Origin of the sequence: Kitasatospora acidiphila, from assembly GCF_006636205.1 — a bacterium.
GTDB classification, from domain to species: Bacteria; Actinomycetota; Actinomycetes; order Streptomycetales; family Streptomycetaceae; genus Kitasatospora; species Kitasatospora acidiphila.
This window is the reverse complement of sequence record NZ_VIGB01000003.1, coordinates 200,396-223,785: the sequence shown is the minus strand read 5'-3', so window position 1 is coordinate 223,785 and position 23,390 is coordinate 200,396. Positions and strand designations below refer to the sequence as shown.

General features: G+C 72.8%; 2 protein-coding genes. Both read right to left on the bottom strand.

The genetic code is table 11. The annotated features are described in order from the left end of the window. Positions 1-6 precede the first annotated feature (6 nt). Positions 7-22,227 (bottom strand): non-ribosomal peptide synthase/polyketide synthase, encoded by a 22,221-nt coding sequence (locus E6W39_RS02180; protein ID WP_181799049.1) that lies wholly within the window; start codon positions 22,225-22,227, stop codon positions 7-9. Between the two features lie 315 nt (positions 22,228-22,542). Further along, positions 22,543-23,343: an enoyl-CoA-hydratase DpgD gene (gene dpgD / locus E6W39_RS02175; RefSeq protein WP_141631993.1), complete on the bottom strand. Its 801-nt coding sequence runs from the start codon at positions 23,341-23,343 to the stop codon at positions 22,543-22,545. Positions 23,344-23,390: the final 47 nt, after the last annotated feature.

Sequence of the window (23,390 nt, the reverse complement as noted above, 5' to 3'; positions counted from 1 at the left end):
GAACTCCTACTTCCTACGCATCGGCCGGAAGGCGGGCCGAGCCTTGTGCAGGGAATCGAGTCGCGCGGCCACGCCGGCGACCGTGGGCGCCTCGAAGAGGGCTTGGATGGGCAGTTCGACATTCAGTGCCGTACGGATCCGGCTGACCAGCCGGGTGGCGAGTAGCGAGTGCCCGCCGAGGGTGAAGAAGTCGTCGTCCAGGCCGACCCTGTCCACCCCCAGGACCTGTGCGAAGGCCTCGCACAGCAGCTCCTCGCGCGGTGTGGTCGGGGGCCGGTGAGCCACCGTCGCGGTGAGCTCGGGGGCCGGCAGGGCCTTGCGGTCCAGCTTGTTGTTGGCGGTGAGCGGGAGCTTCTCCAGCAGCACGATCGCCGAGGGCACCATGTAGTCGGGCAGCGCGTCCGCCAGGTGGCGGCGCAGCGCCTCGGCTGTGACCGTGGTGTCCGCCGGGTCCGCCAGGACAGCGTAGCCGACCAGCCGCTTGTCGCCGGGGCGGTCCTCGCGGGCCATGACGGCGGCGTGGGAGAGTGCGGGGTGCGCGCTCAACGCGGCCTCCACCTCGCCCAGTTCGATCCGGAAGCCGCGGATCTTGACCTGGTCGTCGGCCCGTCCGGCGAACTCCAGGTGGCCGTCGGCGGTCCACCGGGCCAGGTCGCCGGTGCGGTACATCCGGGTGCCGGCGGGGCCGTAGGGGTCGGCGGTGAAGCGCTCGGCGGTCAGCTCCGGGCGGTCCAGGTAGCCGCGGGCCAGGCCGGTCCCGGCGAGGTAGAGCTCGCCCGTGGTGCCCGGCGGGACCGGGCGCAGCGCGGCGTCCAGCACGTAGGCGCGGGTGTTGTCCATCGGCCGGCCGATCGGGAGCACCGCGGGCACCGAGTCGCTGGTCGCCAGCGGGATCTGGGTGGCGCACAGGGTGGTCTCGGTCGGCCCGTAGGTGTTGCGGACCACGATGCCCGGGCAGGCGTCGAGCACCCGCCGCGCGGCGGTCGCGGGGACCACGTCACCGCCGGTGCCCACCTCGTGGACGCCCGCGAACGCGGTCGGGTCGTCCTCCGCGAGCACCCTGAACAGGCCGGCCGTGAGGTGGAGTTGGGTCAGCGCATGGTTTGCCACCAGGGTGCGGATCGCTGCCGCGTCCAACCGGCCCTCCGGCGCCACCACGACCGTGCCGCCGGCCGTCAGCGGGACCCACAGCTCGTAGGTGGAGGCGTCGAAGGCGTGCGGCGACTGGAAGAGCACCCGCCGCGGCTCGGTCTCACGCCAGCAGCTCGCCAGCACCAGGTCCACCACACCGCGGTGGGTGTTGGCGATGCCCTTCGGAACGCCGGTGGAGCCCGAGGTGTACATCACGTAGGCGCGCTGGTCGGGCAGCGTGCGCACCGCGAGGTTCTCGGCATCGCCGGTCCCGGTGGCCGCGTCGACCAGCAGCAGGTCCGCGCCCGCCGCCTCGGCCCGCTGGACGAAGGGGTGCTCGCGGGTGCCGGAGTCGACCAGCAGCAGGCCGGCGCCGGCCGCCGCGAAGACGGTGCTCATCCGGGCCTCGGGGGCCCTGGCGTCGATCGGCACATACGCGCCGCCGGCCTTGAGCACGGCGAGCAGCGTGACGACCAGGTCGGCCGAGCGGCGCATCAGCACCGCGACCAGCGAGTCCGGGCGGACGCCGCGCTCGACGAGCAGGTGGGCCAGGCGGTTGGCGCGGGCGTTGAGTTCCGCGTAGCTCAGGCTGGTCCGCTCGTGGGTGACGGCGATCGCCTCCGGGGTGCGGGCGGCCTGCGCCTCGAACAGCTCGACCAGGCTGGCGTCGGGCGTGTCGGCGGCGGTGTCGTTCCACTCGGTGAGCAGGGCGTGGCGCCGGTCCTCGGTGAGGACGTCGATCCGGTCGAGCGGCGTCTCCGGGGCGCTCTCCAACGCAGTGACCAGGCCGCGGACCGCAGTGTCGAACAGTGCGCAGACCAGCTCCGGGTCGATGGGGCTGGCGGCCTGAGCCGTGAGCAGGAAGTCGGCACCGAGGTCGTCGACCGAGACGGTCAGCGGATAGTTGGTGCGGTCGTGTCCGTGCTCGGCCTCGACGCCCACCAGGGCACCGCCGTTGCCGTCCTCCCTCGGCTTGCTGTGGCGGAAGTTGAACAGCGCGGTGAACAGCGGGGCCGGGGCGGCGATTCCGCTGGCCTTCTGCACCAGGGCCAGTGGCGCGTGTTCGTGGACCAGCAGGTCGGCGAGGCAGCGGCGCATGGCGTCGACGGCTTGGGTGACGCTCAGGCCGGTGGTGCGCAGGCGGGTGGGCAGGGTGTTGATGAAGAGTCCGGGGACCCGGTCGGCGCCGGTGCCGGCGTTCATGCGGCCGAACAGCAGGGTGCCGAACACGACGTCGCCCCGGTTGGCGGTGGCCGCCACCACGCGCGCCCAGGCGGTGTGGAACAGCGTCGCCGGGCTGACGCCGAGCCGGCGGGCCTGTTCGCGCAGGCGGGCCGCCAGTTCGGGGGCCAGCGTGCGGTCGGCGTCGGTGACCCGGGTGCCGTCGCCGCGCACGTCCAGCAGGCCGAACGGTGCGGTGGGCTCGGTGATGTCGCCGAGCAGTTCGGTGAAGAACCGCTCGTGCTCCTCGCGGGAGACGCCGAGGCGGGCCTGGGCGACGAACTCGCGGAACGGCAGCGGGGTCGGCAGCTCGTCCTCGCGGTCGGCCAGGATCGCCTCGATCTCGCCCAGCAGGATGTCCAGCGCGGTGTGGTCCATCACCAGGTGGTGTCGCTGCAGCAGCAAAAGCCAGCGCCCGCTGCCCGGTTCGGCGGCGACCGTCGCACGGAGCAGCGGCGCGGCGGTGAGGTCGAGCGCCGGGCGGCAGACGGCCGCCAGCTCGGCGAACGGGTCGGCGGCGCCGGTGAGTTCGAGCGTGACCACCGGCAGTTCGGCATGCCGGGCGACCACCTGGACCGGCTCGGGCAGGCCCTGCCAGTAGACGGCGGTGCGCAGGATGTCATGGCGGTCCACCACCCGCTGCAACGCGGCGAGGAAGCCGTCCAGCCGTTCGCGCGTGTCGAAGGTCAACGAGGCGGGCAGTACATAGAGGTCGTCACCACCCTCCCCGTCCGCCATCAGGTGGTGGAAGAAGATGCCTTCCTGGAGTGGCGCGAGCGGGTAGATGTCGGCGATGTTCGCCGCACCACCCGGGAACGCCTCGGTGATGGTGGCGAGTTGGGCGGCGGTCAGCTCCACCAGCGGCAGCATCTCCGGCGTGATCGCCTGGGCACCGGCCGGGATCAGGTTCGGCGGCACCGTGAACCCGTCGCCGCCCGACGCCGCGGCCAGGGCGGCCACGGTCGGCGCGGAGAACAGCGCCCGGACATCCACCTGCACGCCGCAGGCCCGCAGCCGCTCGACCAGGGCGACGGCGAGCAGGGAGTGGCCGCCGAGCTCGAAGAAGTCGTCGTCCAGGCCGACTCGGTCCAGGCCGAGTACCTCGGCGAAGGCCGCGCAGACGAGCTCCTCACGCGGCGTCGACGGCGCGCGGTAGGCGGCGTCGGTGGTGAACTCGGGGGCGGGCAGGGCCTTGCGGTCCAGCTTGCCGTTCACCGTGCGCGGCAGTTCGTCGAGGACGACGAGGGCGGCCGGGACCATGTAGTCGGGCAGCGTGGCGGCGAGGTGCTCGCGCAGCCGCGCCTGGTCGAGCTCGCCGCGCGGCACGACATAGCCGACCAGCCGGTCGTCCCGGACCAGCACGGCAGCCTGGGCGATCTGCTGATGCTCCGTCAGCGCATGCTCGATCTCGCCGAGTTCGATACGGAAGCCGCGGATCTTGACCTGGTCGTCGGTCCGGCCCAGGTATTCGAGGGCGCCGTCGGCCCGCCAGCGGACCAGGTCGCCGGTGCGGTACATCCGGGTACCGGCGGGGCCGTAGGGGTCGGCGGTGAAGCGCTCGGCGGTGAGGGCCGGGCGGCCGAGGTAGCCACGGGCCAACTGGGCGCCGGCGATGTACAGTTCGCCGGCCACGCCGACCGGCAGCGGGCGCAGCGCGGCATCCAGTACGTAGGCGCGGGTGTTCCACATCGGGCGGCCGATCGGCACCAGCGACGTGTCGGCGGAGCCGTCGGCATCCGGCTCGAAGAGGAAGTCGGTGCAGCCCACGGTGGCCTCGGTCGGGCCGTAGTGGTTCACCACTGCGACACCCGGGTTGCGGCGGCGCCACTCGTCGAGCTGGGCGCCTCGCACCGCCTCGCCACCGACCATCAGGCGGCCGGAGGGGATGTGGCGGTCCGTCATGGCGTCGAGGTAGGCCAGGCCGCTCGGCGTCGCCTTCAGGAAGGTCAGCCGGTCCGCACCGAGCGCGTCGGGCAGCTGCTCGTCCAGCGCGGCGACGTGCACCCGGCCGCCGGAGGCGAGCGCGCCGTAGAGCGCGGTCACCCCGGCGTCGAAGGAGATCGAGGCGTGCAGCAGCGTGCTGCCGGCCACCTCCGGATAGGCGGTGACCGCACGGGACAGGTAGTTGACCAGACCCGCGTGCGGGAGCACCACACCCTTGGGACGGCCGGTGGAGCCGGAGGTGTAGATCACGTACGCCGGGTGCTGCGGCAGCACGGCAACCCCGAGGTCACCCGCCTCCTGCACGGCCACCGCCGGGTCGTCGACCGCCAGGCGCAGCACGCCCGCCGGCACCTCCTCCACCGGCTGCTCCGGGGTGGTCAGCAGCACGGCCGGGTGGGCGTCGCCGATCATGTAGGCGATCCGGTCCGCCGGATAGTCGGGGTCGATCGGCACGTATACGCCGCCGGCCTTGAGCACCGCGAGCAGCGCGACGACCAGATCGACCGAACGCTCCAGCAGCACGGCGACCAGCGACTCCGGGCCGACGCCCTGGGCAGCCAGGTGGCGCGCCAGCCGGTTGGCCCGGGTGTTGAGCTCGGCGTAGCTCAGCTCAACGCCCCGGGACAGCACGGCGATCGCCTCGGGGGTGCGGGCGACCTGGGCCTCGACCAGCGCGGTGAGGGTGCCGGCGGGCACGTCGTGCGCGGTGTCGTTCCAGTCGACCAGGAGGCGGTGGCGCTCGGCCTCGGCCAGCACCTCCACGCTCGCGATGGCGTGGTCCGGCTCGGCCAGCACGGCGGCCAGCAGCCGCTGGAAGCGCTCGGCAAGGGTGGCGGCGGCCTCGGCGTCGAACAGGTCGCGGGCGAAGGTCAGGGTGCCGCGCAGGCCCGCCGGGGTGCCGCCGGCGGCGAACGCCTCGGCCAGCGTGAACGCCAGGTCGAAGCGCGCCGCGCCCTGGCTCGCCGGCAGCGCGGTCACCGCGACACCCGGAAGCTCGACGACCGCCTCGGCGTTGTTCTGCAGCGACAGCATCACCTGGAAGAGCGGGTGCCGGGCCATCGATCGGGCCGACGCGAGGTCTTCGACGAGGCGCTCGAAGGGGATGTCCTGGTGGGCGAAGGCGGCCAGGCTCGTTTCGCGGACCCGGGCGAGCAGGTCGGTGAAGGTCGGGTTGCCGGTCAGGTCGGTGCGCAGGATGAGGGTGTTGACGAAGAAGCCGACCAGGTCGTCCAGGGCGTCGTCGGTGCGGCCGGCGATCGGGGTACCGATCGGGATGTCGGCGCCGGCACCCAGACGGGAGAGCAGCGCGGCCAGCGCGGCCTGGAGCACCATGAACGGGGTCACGCCCTGGGCACGGGCCAACTCGGTGAGCTGTGCGTGCAGTTCGGCGGGAATGGTGAGGTCGACGGTGCCGCCCTGGTGGCTGGCTACCGCCGGACGCTGGCGCGTGGTGGGGAGCGCGAGCTCTTCGGGGAGGTCGGACAGCGCCTGGCGCCAGTAGGCGAGTTGCTGGTTCAGGACGCTGTCGGTGTCGTCGGCCGAGCCCAGCAACTCGCGCTGCCAGAGGGCGTAGTCGGCGTACTGGACGGGCAGTGGCTGCCACTCCGGCGCGCGACCGGTGAGCCGGGCGGTGTAGGCGGTGGACACGTCGCGGGCCAGCGGGCCCAGCGACCAGCCGTCGCCCGCGATGTGGTGCACCACCAGGACCAGCACGTGTTCGGTGGCATTGCTGCTGAACAGCCAGGCGTGAATCGGGAGTTCGCTGCGCAGGTCGAAGGCGTGGCGGGCCGCCGCGGTGATGGCCTGCTCGTCGCATCCGTCGACCACGGTGAGCAGGGCACCGAACGCGCCCTCCGGCAGGATCTGCTGGTGCGGCCGGCCGTCGACCGCAGGGAAGACCGTCCGCAGCACCTCGTGCCGCCCGGCAACGTCGTGCAGCGCGGCCTCCAGCGCCTTCAGGTCCAGTTCGCCGGTCAGACGCAGGCTTAGCGGGATGTTGTAGGTGGCGCTCGGCCCCTCCAACTCGCCCAGGAACCACAGGCGCTGCTGCGCGAAGGAGACCGGCAGCCGCTCCGGGCGGACGCCGGCGGCCAGCGCGGGGCGCCGCTGCCCGGCACCGTCCAGCCGCTCGGTCAGCTGCTCGTCCAACTGCTCGGCCAGCTGCTCTGCCAGCGCGGCGACGGTCGGAGCCTCGAAGAGCGTCCGGATCGGCAGCTCGACACCCAGCGCGGTGCGCAGGCGGCTGGCCAGCCGGGTGGCGAGGAGGGAGTGGCCGCCGAGGTCGAAGAAGCTGTCGTCGATGCCGACCACCGGCACCCCGAGCACCTCGGCGAAGACCGCGACCAGGACCTCCTCGCGCGGGGTGCGCGCCGCCCGGGCGCTGACCGGCGCGAACACCGGGGCGGGAAGCGCCTTGCGGTCCAGCTTGCCGTTGACCGTCAGCGGCATTGCGTCGAGGATGACGATCGCCGAGGGCACCATGTAGGCGGGCAGCGTGGCGGCCAGGTCGGTGCGCAGCGCCGCCGGATCCAACTCGGCGCCGTCCGCAGCCACCACGTAGCCGACCAGGCTCCTGCTGCCGGAGGTGTCCTCCCGGACCACCGCGTGCGCCCGGGCCACGGCCGGCTGCGCCAGCAGCGCCGCCTCGACCTCGCCGAGCTCGATCCGGAAACCGCGGAGCTTGACCTGCTGGTCGGCGCGGCCGACGAAGTCGAGCTCGCCGTCGCGGGTCCACCGGACCAGGTCACCCGTGCGGTACAGCCGGCCGCCGGCCGGGCCGTACGGGTCGGCCACGAAACGCTCCGCCGTCAGCCCCGGGCGGCCCAGGTAGCCGCGGGCCACACCGGTGCCCGCGAGGTACAGCTCACCCGTGCTGCCCGGCGCGACCGGGCGCAGCGCGGCGTCCAGCACATAGGCGCGCAGGTTGTCCAGCGGACCGCCGATCGGCAGCGAACCCTGGCCGTCGGTCACGGTGCGCGCGGTGGCGAAGGTCGTCGTCTCGGTCGGACCGTAGACGTTGACGACGCTGGTGCCGGGGCAGGCCGCGAGCACCCGGGCCACGGCGGCCCGCGGCACGATGTCACCACCGGTCCACACCTCGCGGACACCGGTGAAGCAGGCCGGGTCCTCGTCCGCGGCGAGCAGGAACAGGCCGATGGTCAGGAAGATCCCGGTGACCTGGTGCTCGGCGACCAGACGGCCCAGGATCTCCGGCGTGAGGTCGTCCGAGGGCGCGACGACCACCTGACCGCCGTTCAGCAGCGGCACCCAGAGCTCGAAGGTGGAGGCGTCGAAGGAGTGCGGCGAGTGCAGCAGCACCCGCTCCATCGGGCCGCTGAAGCGCCGCTCCGTGGCCAGCGCGGCCACGTCACGGTGGGTGATCGCCACACCCTTGGGGCGGCCGGTGGAGCCGGAGGTGTACATCACGTAGACCAGCTGCGCGGGGTCGACCTGGGCTGCCGGGGCCTCCTCGCCCTCCTGGACCAGGAAGTCGGCATGGTCGACGTCCGCGTCCTCGATCAGGAGGACCCTGGTCGGCAACTGCTCCGCCTCGGCTCGCTGCGCGACATCGGTGAGGACCAGCTGCGCGCCGGTCTCCGCCACGATCAGCTCGCGGTGGGCCAGCGGATACCGCGCGTCGAGTGGCACGTAGTAGCCGCCCGCCTTGACCACCGCGAGCAAGGCGATGACCAGGTCGGCGGAGCGGTCCATCAGCACCGCCACGGCCGTCTCGGGGCGCACGCCCCGCGCCACCAGGCGGCCGGCCAGCGCGGTCGCCCGCTCGTCAAGCTCGCGGTAGGTCAGCGCGCGGGCCCCGGCGACCATGGCGACCGCGTCCGGGGTGCGAGCGGCCTGGGCCGCGAACAGCTCGGGCAGGGTGCCCTCGGGAAGCGCGGTCGCGGTGTCGTTCCACTCGACGAGGATCCGGTGGCGCTCGGCCTCGGTCAGCACCTCGACACTCGCGACCGGCCGCTCGGGGGCGGTGACAACCGCGTCGAGGACCCGGGTGAAGCGCGCGGCGAGGGTGGCGGCGGCCTCGGCGTCGAACAGGTCGCGGGCGAAGGTGAGCATGCCGCGCAGGCCGGCCGGAGAGCCGTCGGCGGCGAAGGCCTCGTCCAGCGCGAATGCCAGGTCGAACTTGGCCGGCAGGTCAGCGATGGGCAGCAGATCACTGCTCACACCGGGCAGGTCGAGGGTGGCCTCGGAGTTGTTCTGCAGCGACAGCATGACCTGGAAGAGCGGGTGCCGGGCCATCGATCGGGTCGGGGCGAGTTCTTCGACGAGGCGCTCGAAGGGGATGTCCTGGTGGGCGAAGGCGGCGAGGCTCGTTTCGCGGACCCGGGCGAGCAGGTCGGTGAAGGTCGGGGTGCCGGTCAGGTCGGTGCGCAGGACGAGGGTGTTGACGAAGAAGCCGACCAGGTCGTCCAGGGCGTCGTCGGTGCGGCCGGCGATCGGGGTGCCGATCGGGATGTCGGCGCCGGCACCCAGGAGGGAGAGCGTGGTGGCCAGTGCGGCCTGGAGCACCATGAACGGGGTCACGCCCTGGGCGCGGGCCAACTCGGTGAGCTGTGCGTGCAGTTCGGCGGGGATGGTGAGGTCGACGGTGCCGCCCTGGTGGCTGGCTACCGCCGGACGCTGGCGCGTGGTGGGGAGCGCGAGCTCTTCGGGGAGGTCGGACAGCGCCTGGCGCCAGTAGGCGAGTTGCTGGGTGAGGAGGCTGTTGGTGTCGTCGGCCGTGCCGAGGAGGCCGCGCTGCCAGAGGGCGTAGTCGGCGTACTGGACTGGCAGTGGCTGCCACTCGGGCGCACTGCCGTCCAGGCGGGCCGCGTAGGCGGCGGAGAGGTCGCGGGCGAGCGGGTTCAGTGACCAGCCGTCGCCGGCGATGTGGTGCAGGACCATGATGAGTATGTGCTCGTCCGGCTCATCCTTGAACAGCCAGGCGCGCAAGGGGAGTTCGGTGCTCAGGTCGAACTGGTGCCCAGCGGCGCGGGTGACCGCCTGCTCGTCGAAGCCGTCGACCGCGGTCAGCAGCGAGTCGAGGGTCTCGGCTGCCAACACCTGCTGGCGGGGCTCGCCGTCGACTGCGGGGAAGACGGTGCGCAGCACCTCGTGGCGGGTAAGGACGTCGTGGAGCGCGGCCTTCAGGGCGGGGATGTCCAGGGCGCCGGTGAGGCGCACCGCCAGCGGGATGTTGTAGGTGGTGCTCGGGCCGTCCAACTCGCCCAGGAACCACAGGCGCTGCTGCGCGAAGGACACCGGGAGGATCTCGGGACGCGTGGTGGCGGTCAGCGCCGGACGCCCCTGCTCGGAGCCGTCCAGCCGCTCGGCCAGGCCGGCGACGGTGGGGGCCTCGAAGAGTGCGCGGATCGGCAGCTCGACACCCAGCACCGCACGGATCCGGCTGACCAGTCGGGTGGCCAGCAGGGAGTGGCCGCCCAGCTCGAAAAAGCCGTCGTCGATGCCGAGTTCCGGTACCCCGAGCACCTCGGCGAAGAGCGCGGCGAGCACTTCTTCGCGTGGGGTGACGGGTGCGCGGTAGCCGCCGGTGGCGGTGAACTCGGGGTCGGGGAGGGCGTTGCGGTCGAGTTTGCCGTTGGCCGTGACGGGGAGTGCGTCGAGGGTGATGTAGGCGGCCGGGACCATGTAGTGGGGGAGGATGGCGGTGAGGTGGTTGCGGAGTTCGGTCTGGTCGGGGTCGCGTTCGGGTACGAGGTAGGCGACCAGGCGGTCCTGGCGGACCAGGACGACGGCCTGGTTGACGTTGGGGTGTGCGGTCAGTGCGTGCTCGATTTCGCCGAGTTCGATGCGCAGTCCGCGGATTTTGACCTGGAAGTCGGTGCGGCCGAGGTATTCGAGGGCGCCGTCGGCGGTCCAGCGGACCAGGTCGCCGGTGCGGTACATGCGGGTGCCGGCCGGGCCGTGGGGGTCGGCGGTGAAGCGTTCGGCGGTGAGGTCGGGGCGGTTGAGGTAGCCGCGTGCCAGCTGGACGCCTGCGAGGTAGAGCTCGCCGGGTACGCCGACCGGGGTCGGCTGGAGGGCGGCGTCGAGCACGTAGAGCTGGGTGTTCCAGACCGGGCGGCCGATGGGCACGGTGGTGCGGCCGGCGTCCTCGCGGCAGTTCCAGGAGGTGACGTCGACGGTGGCCTCGGTGGGTCCGTAGAGGTTGTGGAGTGGAACGTCGAGGGTCGTGAAGAAGCGGTCGCGGAGTTCGGCGGGCAGTGCCTCGCCGGAGCAGAGCACGGCGCGCAGGCCGGTGCAGCCTGCGGCTCCCGGCTCCTGCACGAACACCTGGAGCATGGACGGGACGAAGTGCGCCACCGTGATCCGCTCCTGCTGGATCAGCTCAGCCAGGTAGGCGGGGTCGCGGTGTCCGCCGGGGCGGACCACCACCACGGTGGCGCCTTCCAGCAGGGGCCAGAAGAACTCCCAGACGGAGACGTCGAATCCGAACGGGGTCTTCTGCAACACCCGGTCGGTGGCGGTGAGTTCGTACTCGTGCTGCATCCAGGCGAGTCGGTTGACGATGCCGCGGTGCGGCACGGCGACGCCCTTGGGGCGGCCGGTGGAGCCGGAGGTGTAGATGACGTAGGCGGGGTGGTCGGCCAGGACCTCCCGCGCGAGGTTGTCGGCCACCTCGGCGTCGCCGACTGCCAACTGCGGTACCTCGGTGGTCAGTTCGGCGGCCGTCAGCACCAGGGCGGGCGCGCAGTCCGCCAGCACGTAGGCGATGCGCTCGGCCGGGTGCTCCGGGTCCACCGGTACATACGCGCCACCGGCCTTGACCACCGCCAGCAGCGCCACCACCAGTTCCACCGAACGCGGCAGGCAGACCGCCACCCGCGACTCCGGCTCCACCCCGCGCTCAACCAGCGTGCGCGCCAAGCCATTCGCCCGCGCGTTCAGCTCCGCGTACGAGACCTCCACTCCCTCGAAGACGATCGCAACCGCCTCAGGGGTGCTCGCGACCTGCGCCTCGAACAGCTCAGGCAGCGTCTCGGCGGGAACGTCGGCCGCCGTGTCGTTCCACTCAGCCAGGATGCGGTGACGCTCGGCCGGATCCAGCACCTCGATGGCGTGGACCGGGCGGGTCGGCTCAGCGGCCACGGCATCCAGGACGCGCACCAGCCGCTCGGCGAGCAGTTCGGCATCCGTCGTGTCGAACAGGTCGCGGGCGAAGGTCAGCGTGCCGCGCAGGCCGGCCGGGGCGCCGTCGGCGTCCACAGCCTCGCCCAGCTCCACGGCCAGGTCGAACTTCGCCGCCAACTCGCCCGCCGGCAGGACGGCGGTGTCAAGGCCAGGCAGGTCCAGCACCGCCTGGGCGTTGTTCTGCACAGCGAGCATGATCTGGAAGAGCGGATGCCGGGCCATCGAACGGGACGGCGCCAGCTCCTCGACCAGCCGCTCGAACGGCACGTCCTGGTGCGCGGACGCGGCCAGGTTGGCCTCCCGCACCCGGCCGAGCAGGTCGGTGAAGGTGGGGTTGCCGGAGAGGTCGGTGCGCAGGACGAGGGTGTTGACGAAGAAGCCGACCAGGTCATCCAGCGCCTCATCCGTACGACCCGCGATCGGCGTACCGATCGGGATGTCGGTACCGGCACCCAGACGGGAGAGGGTGGTGGCCAGCGCCGCCTGGAACGCCATGTGCAGCGTGACGCCCTCGGTGCGCGCCAACTTCGCGAGCTGCTCGTGCAGTTCGGCGGGTACGGCGAGCTCGACGCTGCCGCCGTCATGGCTGGCGACCACCGGGCGGGGCCGCGAGGTCGGCAGTGCCAGCTCCTCCGGCAGCTCGGCCAGGGCCTGGCGCCAGTAGGCGAGTTGCTGGGAGAGCACGCTCTCGGCGTCGTCCGCCGAGCCGAGCAGCTCACGCTGCCAGAGGGCGTAGTCGGCGTACTGGACCGGCAGTGGCTGCCACTCGGGCGCCCGGCCGTCCAAGCGGGCCGCGTAGGCGGTGGACAGGTCGCGGGCCAGCGGGTTCAGCGACCAGCCGTCACCGGCGATGTGGTGCAGTACCACGACGAGCACGTGCTCGTCCGTGGCGTCCTTGAACAGCCATGCTCGCAAGGGGAGTTCGTTACTCAGGTCGAAGGAGTGCTCAGCGGCGCGGGCGACCGCCTTCTCATCGAACCCGTCGACCGCGGTCAGCAGCGAGCCGACGGTCTCGGCCGCCAGCACCCGCTGGTGCGGCTCACCGTCGACCGTGGGAATGACCGTGCGCAGCACCTCGTGGCGGGCCACCACATCGCGCAGCGCGGCCTCCAGCGCGGCGATGTCCAGAGCGCCGGTGAGGCGCACCGCCAGCGGGATGTTGTAGGTGGCGCTCGGGCCGTCCAACTCACCCAGGAACCACAGGCGCTGCTGCGCGAAGGACACCGGCAGCAGCTCGGGACGCGTCCCGCCGGTCAGCGCCGGACGTCCCTGGCCGGCGCTGTCCAGCCGCTCGGCCAGACCGGCGACCGTCGGCGCCTCGAAGAGCGCGCGGATCGGCAGCTCGACACCCAGCACGGTACGGATACGGCTGACCAGGCGGGTGGCCAGCAGCGAGTGGCCGCCCAGGTCGAAGAAGCTGTCGTCGACGCCGACCCGCGGCACGCCCAGCACCTCGGCGAATACCTCGCAGAGGACCTCCTCGCGTGCGGTGGACGGGCCGCGGTGGGTGACGGCGGCGGTGAAGTCAGGGGCGGCCAGGGCGCGGCGGTCCAGCTTGCCGTTGACGGTCAGCGGCATCACGTCGAGCACCACGACCGCCGACGGGACCATGTAGTCCGGCAGGTACTGCTTGGTGTGTCGGCGCAGCTCGCCCGAGTCGGGCAGTTCGACCGTGCCGGACGGCACGACGTAGCCGACGATGCTCCCCCAGCCTCCGGCCGGGGGTGCCCCCACGTCGCCGGGGGTGTCCTCGCGGACGATCGCGGTTGCCTGGGCGACGGCCGGGTGCGCCACGAGGGCGGCCTCGACCTCGCCGAGCTCGATCCGGAAGCCGCGGATCTTCACCTGGTCGTCGGCGCGGCCGACGAACTCCAGCTCACCGTCCCGGTTCCAGCGCGCCACGTCACCGCTGCGGTACATCCGGCTGCCCGGGGCGCCGAAGGGGTCCGCCACGAAACGCTCCGAACTCAGGCCGGGACGGCCGAGGTAGCCGCGGGCCAGGCCGGCACCCGCCACGTAGACCTCGCCCGCGGTGCCCGGCGGACAGAGTCGCAGGCTGCCGTCGAGCACGTAGACGCGCAGGTCGGGGATGGCACGGCCGATCACGCTGCCGGTGGCGCCGGAGCCCACCAGCGCGGCGTCCAGCGCCTTGTAGCTGACGTGCACAGTGGTCTCGGTGATGCCGTACATGTTGACCAGCACGGGCGCGTCATCGCGGTGCCGGGCGTACCAGGAGCGCAGTTGCGGCAGGTCGAGCGCCTCGCCGCCGAAGACCACCGCGCGCAGGGTCAGCTCGGCGCCCAGCTCGGGGTGCTGCGCGTCCGCCTGCATCAGCTGGTAGAACGCGGACGGGGTCTGGTTGAGGACCGTGACCCGCTCGCGGACCAGCAGGGCCAGGAAGTCGGCCGGCGAGCGGGAGACATCGGAGGCGACGACCACCAGCCGGCCGCCGTACAGCAGCGCGCCCCACAGCTCCCACACCGAGAAGTCGAAAGCGAAGGAGTGGAACCAGGTCCACACGTCCTCGCCGCCGAAGCCGAACCAGTGGTCGGTGGCCGCCATCAGCCGGCCGACATTGCCGTGCGGGATCAGCACACCCTTGGGCCGGCCGGTGGAACCGGAGGTGTAGATGACGTAGGCCGGGTGTTCGGGCAGCAGCTCCGCACCCCGCTCCGCAGCCGTCAGGTCGCCACCCGGCAGCTCGGCCAGCCGGGCCATGGTCGCCGGGTCGTCCAGCGCCAGCTCGGCGCCGCCGCCGTCGGTGGCGCCCGCCGCCACGGTCAGCAGCGGGCGGGCGTCCGCCAGCATGTAGGCGATCCGGTCGGCCGGGTAGTCCGGGTCGACCGGAAGGTAGGCACCGCCCGCCTTGAGCACCGCGAGCAGGGTGACCACCAGCTCGGCCGAGCGGTGCATCCGGACCGCCACCAGGGTCTCCGGACGCACACCGCGCTCGACCAGCAGCCGGGCCAGACGGTTGGCCCGCGCGTTCAGCTCCGCGTAACTCAGGCTGGCCCGCTCGTCGTTGACGGCGATCGCAGCCGGGGTGCGGGCGGCCTGCACCTCGAACAGTTCGGGCAGCGTGGTCGGAACGGTCTCCACCGGGGTGCCGTGCCACTCGGTCAGGATGCGGTGGCGCTCGGCCGGGTCCAGCACCTCGATCGCGCTGACCGGTCGGCCCGGCTCGGCAACCACGGCATCCATGACGCGCACCAGCCGCTCGGCGAGCAGTTCGGCGTCCGCCGTGTCGAACAGGTCGCGGGCGAAGGTGAGCATGCCGCGCAGGCCGGCCGGGGCGCCGTCGGTGCCGACGACCTCGCCCAGCTCCACGGCCAGGTCGAACTTCGCCGCCAACTCGCCCGCCGGCAGGACGGAAGCAGCCAGGCCGGGCAGGTCCAGCGCTGCCTGGGCGTTGTTCTGCACCGCGAGCATGACCTGGAAGAGCGGGTGCCGGGCCATCGAGCGACTCGGGGCCAGCTCCTCCACCAGCCGCTCGAACGGCACGTCCTGGTGCGCGAACGCACCCAGACCGGCCTCGCGAACGCGACCGAGCAGGTCGGTGAACGTCGGATCCCCGGACAGATCGGTACGCAGCACCAGAGTGTTGACGAAGAAGCCGACCAGCTCGTCCAGCGCCTCGTCCGTACGACCCGCGATCGGCGTACCGATCGCAACGTCCGTGCCGGCGCCCAGGCGGGTGAGCAGCACGGCCAGCGCTGCCTGCAGCACCATGAACAGGGTCACGCCCTCGGAGCGGGCCAACTCCGCCAGGCGCTCGTGCAGTTCGGCCGAGATGGCGAGGTCGACCGTGCCACCCTGGTGGCTGGCCACCGCCGGCCGGGGCCGCGAGGTCGGCAGTGCCAGCTCCTCCGGCAGCTCGGCCAGCGCCTCGCGCCAGTAGGCGAGTTGCTGGGACAGCACGCTCTCGGCGTCGTCCGCCGAGCCGAGCAGCTCACGCTGCCAGAGGGCGTAGTCGGCGTACTGGACCGGCAGCGGCTGCCACTCGGGCGCACTGCCGTCCAGGCGGGCCGCGTAGGCGGTGGACAGGTCGCGGGCCAGCGGGTTCAGCGACCAACCGTCACCGGCGATGTGATGCAACGTCAGCAGCAGCAGGTGCTCCTCGGGCGCTTCGGCGAACAGCCAGGCCCGGACCGGAAGTTCGGTGGCGAGGTCGAAGGCGTGCGTCGCCGCGCGGTCAACGGCCTGCTCGTCGAAACCGTCGACCACGGTCAGCAGCGAACCGACGGCGTCAACCGCCAGCACCTGCTGGCGCGGCTCACCGTCAACCGCCGGGAAGACGGTGCGCAGCACCTCGTGGCGGGCCACCGCATCGCCCAGCGCGGCCTCCAGCGCGGCAACGTCCAGGGCGCCGGTGAGGCGAACCGCCAGCGGGATGTTGTAGGTCGCGCTCGGCCCCTCCAACTCGCCCAGGAACCACAGGCGCTGCTGCGCGAACGAGACCGGCACCCGCTCCGGGCGGGCGGCGGCGACCAGCGCCGGACGCCCCTGGCCGGCGCTGTCCAGCCGCTCGGCCAGAGCGGCGACCGTCGGCGCCTCGAAGAGCGCGCGGATCGGCAGCTCGACACCCAGCACGGTACGGATCCGGCTGACCAGGCGGGTGGCCAGCAGCGAGTGGCCGCCCAGGTCGAAGAAGTTGTCGTCGATACCGAGCTTCGCCACGCCGAGCACCTCGGCGAAGACCGAGACCAGCACCTCCTCGCGCGGGGTGCGCGGCGCCCGGCCCGCGACCGGCGCCAGGTCCGGGGCAGGCAGGGCGTTGCGGTCCAGCTTGCCGTTGGCGGTCAGCGGCAGCGCGTCCAGCAGCACCACGGCGGACGGGACCATGTACTCGGGCAGTGCCGCGGCCACGTGCGCGCGCAGCTCGGCGGCGGCCACCCCGTCGGCGACGGCGTAGCCGACCAGGCTCCCCCAGCCTCCGGCCGGGGGTACCCCCATATCCCCTGGCGAGTCCTCATGCACCACCACCGCGACCTGGGCCACCGCGGGATGGGCGGCCAACACCACCTCGATCTCGCCGAGTTCGATCCGGAAGCCCCGGACCTTGACCTGGTCGTCGGCCCGGCCGGCGTACTCCATGACACCGTCCGCCGCCCAGCGCACCAGGTCCCCGGTGCGGTACATGCGGTCACCGGGCTCGCCGAACGGACAGGCCACGAACCGCTCGGCGGTCAGCCCCGGGCGGTCGAGGTAGCCGCGGGCCAACTGGGCGCCGGCGATGTACAGTTCGCCGGTCACCCCGACCGGCACCGGGCACAGCGCCGAATCCAGCACGTAGATCCGGGTGTTGGCGATCGGCCGGCCGATCGGAACGGCGCCGGCCGACGGCGGGTCGGCGGGAGTGACCCGGTGCACGACGCACCCGACAGTGGCCTCGGTGGGCCCGTACTCGTTGACCACGGTCGCCCCGGGATGAGCCGCACGCCAGGGCTCCAGGGCCTCGCCGAGGAGCTGCTCGCCGCCCAGCACGAGATCCCCGCTCGGCGAGCAGCCCGCGGGCAGCGTCGCCAGCATGGCCAGGTGACCCGGCGTCCCCTTCAGGAAGGTGACCTCGGCGGACCCGTCCCGAGCCCCGGCCTCCAGGCCGGCGACCTCGATGCTGCCCCCGCTGATCAAGGGCGCGTACAGCGAGGTCACCGCCAGGTCGAAGGCAGTGGACGAGTGCAGCATGGTGTGCCCCGACACCGACGGGTACGCCTCGACGCTCCACCGCAGGTAGTGCGCGAGCGCCCGGTGCTCGACCACCACGCCCTTGGGGCGGCCGGTGGAGCCGGAGGTGTAGATGACGTAGGCGGGGTGCTCGGGCAGCGGCCGGGTACCGGGGTCGGTGGGGTCGAGGACGCTCAGGGCCTCGCTCGTCTCGGCGGCGTCGAGCACCAGCAGCGGACCCGCCACGTCGACGCGGGTGCCGGAGCCGGCGATGACCAGGCACGGCCGGGCGTCGGTGAGCGTCCGGGTGATGCGCTCGGCCGGGTAACTCGGGTCGATCGGCAGGTAGGCGGCGCCGGCCTTGAGGACGGCGAGCAGCGCGACCACCAGGTCGGCGGAACGTTCCAGCACCACCGCGACCAGCTGCTCCGCGCCGATGCCGCGGCTGTGCAGCAGGCGGGCCAGCCGGTTGGCGCGGGCGTTCAGCTCCGCATAGCTGAGCTCGCTGCCCTCGAAGAGCACGGCGGTGGCCTCGGGAGTGCGGGCCACCTGGGCGGCGAACAGCTCCGGCACGGTGGCGCCCGGCATCTCGGCCGCCGTGTCGTTCCACTCGGCCAGGACGCGGTGACGCTCGGCCGGGTCCAGCACCTCGACGCGGTCGAGCGCGGCCCCGGGCTCGGTCTCCAGCGCGGTGACCAGGCCGTCGAGCGTGGTGCGGACGAGCGCGCAGAGCTGCGCGGGGTCGATCGGCGTGACCGTCTGGGCGGTGAGGTGGAAGCCGGTGCCGAGGTCGTCGACCGACAGGGTCAGCGGGTAGTTGGTGCGCTCGTGCACGTGCAGGATCTCGATGCCGTGCAGCCCGAGCTCCGCCGCGGCGTCGGCGGCAACGCCCTGGCCGTGGCGGTAGTTGAGCAGCGCGGTGAACAGCGGTGCGCCGCCGCCGATGCCGCTGGCCTGCTGTGCGAGGGCGAGCGGCGCGTGCTCGTGCACCAGCAGGTCGGCCAGCTGCCCGCGCATCGCGAGCGTGGCGTCCAGGGCGCTCACGTCGGCCGTGGCAACCCGCACCGGCAGGGTGTTGATGAACAGACCCGGCACCCGGTCGGAGCCGCTGCCCGCATTCATCCGGCCGAACAGCACGGTGCCGAACACCACGTCGTCGCGGCCCGAGGTCGCCGCCACCACGCGCGCCCACGCCACGTGGAACAGCGTCGCGGCACTCACACCGAGCTCGCGCGCCCGCTCGCGCAGCCGAGCGGCGAGGTCGCCGTCCAGCCGCAGCTGGGCCTCGGCGACGGCGGAGGCGTCGCCGCGCACGTCCAGCCGGCCGAACGGCGCGGTCGGCTCGTCCACATCGCCCAGCAGTCCAGCGAAGAAGCGCTCGTGCTCCTCGCGCGGGACCGCGAGCCGGGCCTGCGCGACGAAGTCGCGGAACGGCAGCGGCGCGGGCAGCTGGTCCTGGCGGTCGGCGGTGATGTCGCGGATCTCCGCGAGCATCACCTCGATCGCGGTGTGGTCGGTGACCAGGTGGTGGCACTGGAGGAGTAGCAGCCAGCGGTCGGTGCCGGGCTCGGCGGCGATGTAGGCACGCAGCAGGGGTGCCCGGCGGACGTCGATCGCGGCCGCGCCGGCGGCGGCGAGCTGGCCCACCACGTCGGTGGCCGAGGCGAGTTCGACCTGCTGGATGGGCAACTCGGCCTGGCGGGCGACGACCTGGACCGGCTCGCGCAGGCCCTCCCAGAGCAGGGCGGTGCGCAGGATGTCGTGCCGGTTCACGACCTGCTGCAGCGCGCCGAGGAAGCCGTCCAGGCGCTCGCGCGAGTCGAAGGACAGCGTGCTCGGCAGGATGTAGACGTCGCTGCCGCCGTCCTCCGCGTCCATCAGGTGGTGGAAGAGGATGCCTTCCTGGAGCGGGGCGAGCGGATAGATGTCGGCGATGTTGGCCGCGCCGCCGGGGAAGGCGGCGGTGATCGCGCCGAGCTCCTCGACGCTGAGGTCGACCAGCGGCAGCATGTCCGGGGTGATGGCCTCGGCACCGGCGGGTATCCGGTTCGGCGGCACGACGAGCCCGGCGGTGGTGGCGGCGACGGCCAGCCCGGCGACGGTCGGCGCGGCGAAGAGCGTCCGCACGTCGAGCGGCACACCGCGCGCCCGCAGGCGCTCCACCAGCGTCATGGCGAGCAGCGAATGGCCGCCCAACTCGAAGAAGTTGTCGTCCACGCCGACCTGCGGGACACCGAGGACGTCCGCGAAGACCTCGCAGAGCAGCTCTTCGCGTGGGGTGACGGGTGCGCGGTAGCCGCCGGTGGCGGTGAACTCGGGGTCGGGGAGGGCGTTGCGGTCGAGTTTGCCGTTGGCTGTGACGGGGAGTGCGTCGAGGGTGATGTAGGCGGCCGGGGTCATGTAGTCGGGCAGTGTGGTGGCGAGTCGGTCGCGCAACTCGGTCTGGTCGAGGTCGCGTTCGGGTACGAGGTAGGCGACCAGGCGGTCCTGGCGGACCAGGACGGCGGCCTGGTTGACGTTGGGGTGTGCGGTCAGTGCGTGCTCGATTTCGCCGAGTTCGATGCGCAGTCCGCGGATCTTGACCTGGAAGTCGGTGCGGCCGAGGTATTCGAGGGCGCCGTCGGCGGTCCAGCGGACCAGGTCGCCCGTGCGGTACATCCGTGTGCCCGCCGCTCCGAACGGGTCGGCGATGAAGCGCTCGGAGGTCAGGCCGGAGCGGTTGAGGTAGCCGCGGGCGAGCTGGACGCCCGCGAGGTACAGCTCACCCGGCACGCCGACCGGGGTCGGCTGCAGGGCTGCGTCCAGCACGTACACCTGGGTGTTCCAGACCGGGCGGCCGATCGGCACGGTGGGGCTGTCGTGTCGGCAGTTCCAGGAGGTGACGTCGACGGAGGCTTCGGTGGGCCCGTAGAGGTTGTGGAGTGGGACGTCGAGGGTCGAGAAGAAGCGGTCGCGGAGTTCGGCGGGCAGTGCCTCGCCGGAGCATAGCGCGGCGCGCAGGCCGGTGCAGCCGGCCGCGGTGGGCTCCTGGATGAAGGCCTGGAGCATGGACGGGACGAAGTGCGCCACCGTGATCCGCTCCTGCTGGATCAGCTCGGCGAGGTAGGCGGGGTCGCGGTGTCCGCCGGGGCGGGCGACGACGAGCGTGGCGCCTTCCAGCAGGGGCCAGAAGAACTCCCAGACGGAGACGTCGAATCCGAACGGGGTCTTCTGCAACACCCGGTCGGTGGCGGTGAGTTCGTACTCGTGCTGCATCCAGGCGAGTCGGTTGACGATGCCGCGGTGCGGCACGGCGACGCCCTTGGGGCGGCCGGTGGAGCCGGAGGTGTAGATGACGTAGGCGGGGTGGTCGGGCAGGACCTCCCGCGCGACGTTGTCGGCCACCTCGGCGTCGCCGACCGCCAACTGCGGTACCTCGGTGGTCAGTTCGGTGGCCGTCAGCACCAGGGCGGGCGCGCAGTCCGCCAGCACGTAGGCGATGCGCTCGGCCGGGTGCTCCGGGTCCACCGGTACATACGCGCCACCGGCCTTGACCACCGCCAGCAGCGCCACCACCAGTTCCACCGAACGCGGCAGGCAGACCGCCACCCGCGACTCCGGACCAACCCCGCGCTCAACCAGCGTGCGCGCCAAGCCATTCGCCCGCGCGTTCAGCTCCGCGTACGAGACCTCCACACCCTCGAACACCACCGCCACCGCGTCAGGCGTCCGCGCCACCTGCGCCTCGAACCGCTCCACCAGCGTTCCAGGCCCCGCCACTTCAGCCGCCGTGGCGTTCCACGCCCGCAGCACCCGCTCCCGCTCCGCCGACCCGAGCAGGCCGACCCGCCCCAGCGGCGCGGCGACGTCGTCGAGCTGCGCCAGGCTCTCCAGCAGCCGGGCGAACCGCTGCGCGTGTCCGGCGACTTCAGTCGCCGCGTAGACCGCCGGGTTGGCGTCCACCACCAGCTGCAGGCCGGCCCCGCCCTGGCGGTCGTAGAGCACGAACGCCAGGTCGTCGACCGAGCCGTTGGAGAGGTTGTGCGCGGTGACCGGGTTCCCGGCGAACCGCAGGTCGTAGTCGAAGGCCATCACATTGACGGTCGGTCCGAACAGCCGGCCACCCCCGACCAGGTTGAGCTCGCGCTGCAACTCCTCGTAGCGGTACCGCTGGTGACGCAGCCCCTCGCGCATGGTGCGGCTGGCCTGGCGGGCCAGTTCGGCGAGGCCGGTCTCCGGGCGAACCGCCAGGCGGATCGGCAGCACGTTGGCGAGCATGCCGGGGGTGCTGCGCTGCAGCGGGGTGGCGCGGCCGGTGACGGGCAGGCCGAGGACGATGTCGGTGGCGCCGGTCAGGCGGTGGGTGTAGAGCGCGCCGGCGGCCGTCAGCAGGACGGGCAGGCTGGTCCGCAGGCCGCGCGCGGCCGCCCGCAGCCGCTCCGCGGTGTCGGCGGAGAGGTCGACGGAGTGCCGCAGGTGGGTGTGCGAGGCGGGCGCGAAGCGGCCGGCGAGGCTGACCGCCTCGGGACGGTCGGCGAAGCGCTCGGTCCAGTACCGGCGGTCGGCGGCGTACTGCTCACCGGCTCGGTAGGCCTCCTCCTCGGCGAGCAGCTCCGAGTGGGGGGCGAACGGGGTGCCGGTCGGGCGGCCCTCGACCAGGGCGGTGTAGACCTCGGCGGCGCGGCCGGCCAGCAGGGCGCCGCTGTAGCCGTCGCCGGCGAGGTGGTGGGCGCGCTGGTACCAGAAGAGGCGGTCCGGGCCGGCCGGGAACATCGCCACCACACTGGTGCGGCCGTGCGCCAGGTCGTCCGGGCGGGCCAGGTCCTCATCGATCCAGGCTCGCACGGCGGCCCACGGATCGGCCTGGTCGCTCACGTCGTGCACCAGCACGGGCGTCTCGGCGAGCGGGGCGACGGTCTGGCGGACCTGGCCGTCCTGCTCCGGGAAGCGCAGCCGGAGGATCTCGGCCTCCGCCAGCAGCTGCCGCAGCGCGGCCTCGAACAGCACGGGGTCGACCGGGCCGTGGATCTCCAGGCACTCGGCGATCCGGTGGGCGGGATTCGACGGGTCCAACTGCTGGGAGAACCACACCCCGGACTGACCGGTCGTCAGGGGCCAGGTGACGGCTTGGGTGTCCGACATGGTGTGCTCCGGTTCGTTCAGCAGCGGCCGCGCATGGAGGCGACGACGCAAGGGGGATCGCGCTCGGACGCGCAGGGTCCGAGGACGTTTGACGGGGGTGGAGGATCCGCCGGCGATGCGGATCATGCTCGGGCGTCACGCTGCCTGAGGCAATGTCACTTCGAGGGCCGAGCAGGTGGACTCCGGGTAAAGCATGGAACAACTCACGTCTTCGCCGCTCCGGTGCGGGTTCGCAAATCCGGAGGTCAGCGGGTTGCGACGCGACAGCGATCCAACGCCGCGCCGCCGATCTGACGCCGCGACACCGATCCGACCTCAGTGCCCCTGCCAGCGGGGCTCGCGCTTCTCGACGAAGGCGCGTGGCCCTTCCAGCGCATCCGCACTGTGCATCCGGCGCTCCTCCCAGGGGAACCGGGTGGCGAACGCCTGCTCCAGGGGCATGGTCGCCGCGGCGGCCGCGGCCTGCTTGACGGAGCGGACCGAGAGCGGGGCGCAGCGCAGGATGTCCGCGACCCAGGCGGCCACGCAGGCGTCCAACTCGGCCGCCGGGACGACCTCGTTGACCAGGCCCAGCTCGTAGGCCCGGGCGGCGGTCAGCGGGCGGCCGCTGATCAGGTGGCCGAGCGCGACCCGGTAGGGCGCCTGCCGGGTCAGCCGGAAGACTCCGCCGGCGCCGGCGATCAGTCCGAGCTTGGCCTCGGGCAGCGCGAAGGTGGCGGTGTCGGCGGCCACGATCACATCGCAGGCGAGGGCGAGTTCGAAGCCGCCGCCGAACGCGTGGCCGTTGACCCGGGCGATCACCGGCTTGGCGAGCTGGAAGCGCTCGGTGAGCCGGGGCCAGCCGGGCTTGCCGCGGCTGCCGAAGGTCGAGGGAGCCGCGGTGCCGTCCTCGATCCGGGCGGCCAGCTCCCTGAGGTCCTGGCCGGCCGAGAAGGCGCGGTCGCCGGCACCGGTGAGGACGGCCAGCCACACGTCGTCGTCGGCCTCGAAGTCGTCCCACACGTACGCGAGTTCCTCGTGCATGCGCAGGTCCATGGCGTTGCGGCGCTCGGGCCGGTCGAGGGTCACGTGGGCGACCCGGTCCCGCTTCTCGTAGCGGATCCTGGTGAGCTCCATGGTCGAAGTTCCGTTCGGCTCGGGCGTGATCGGGCGTGATCGGGGCG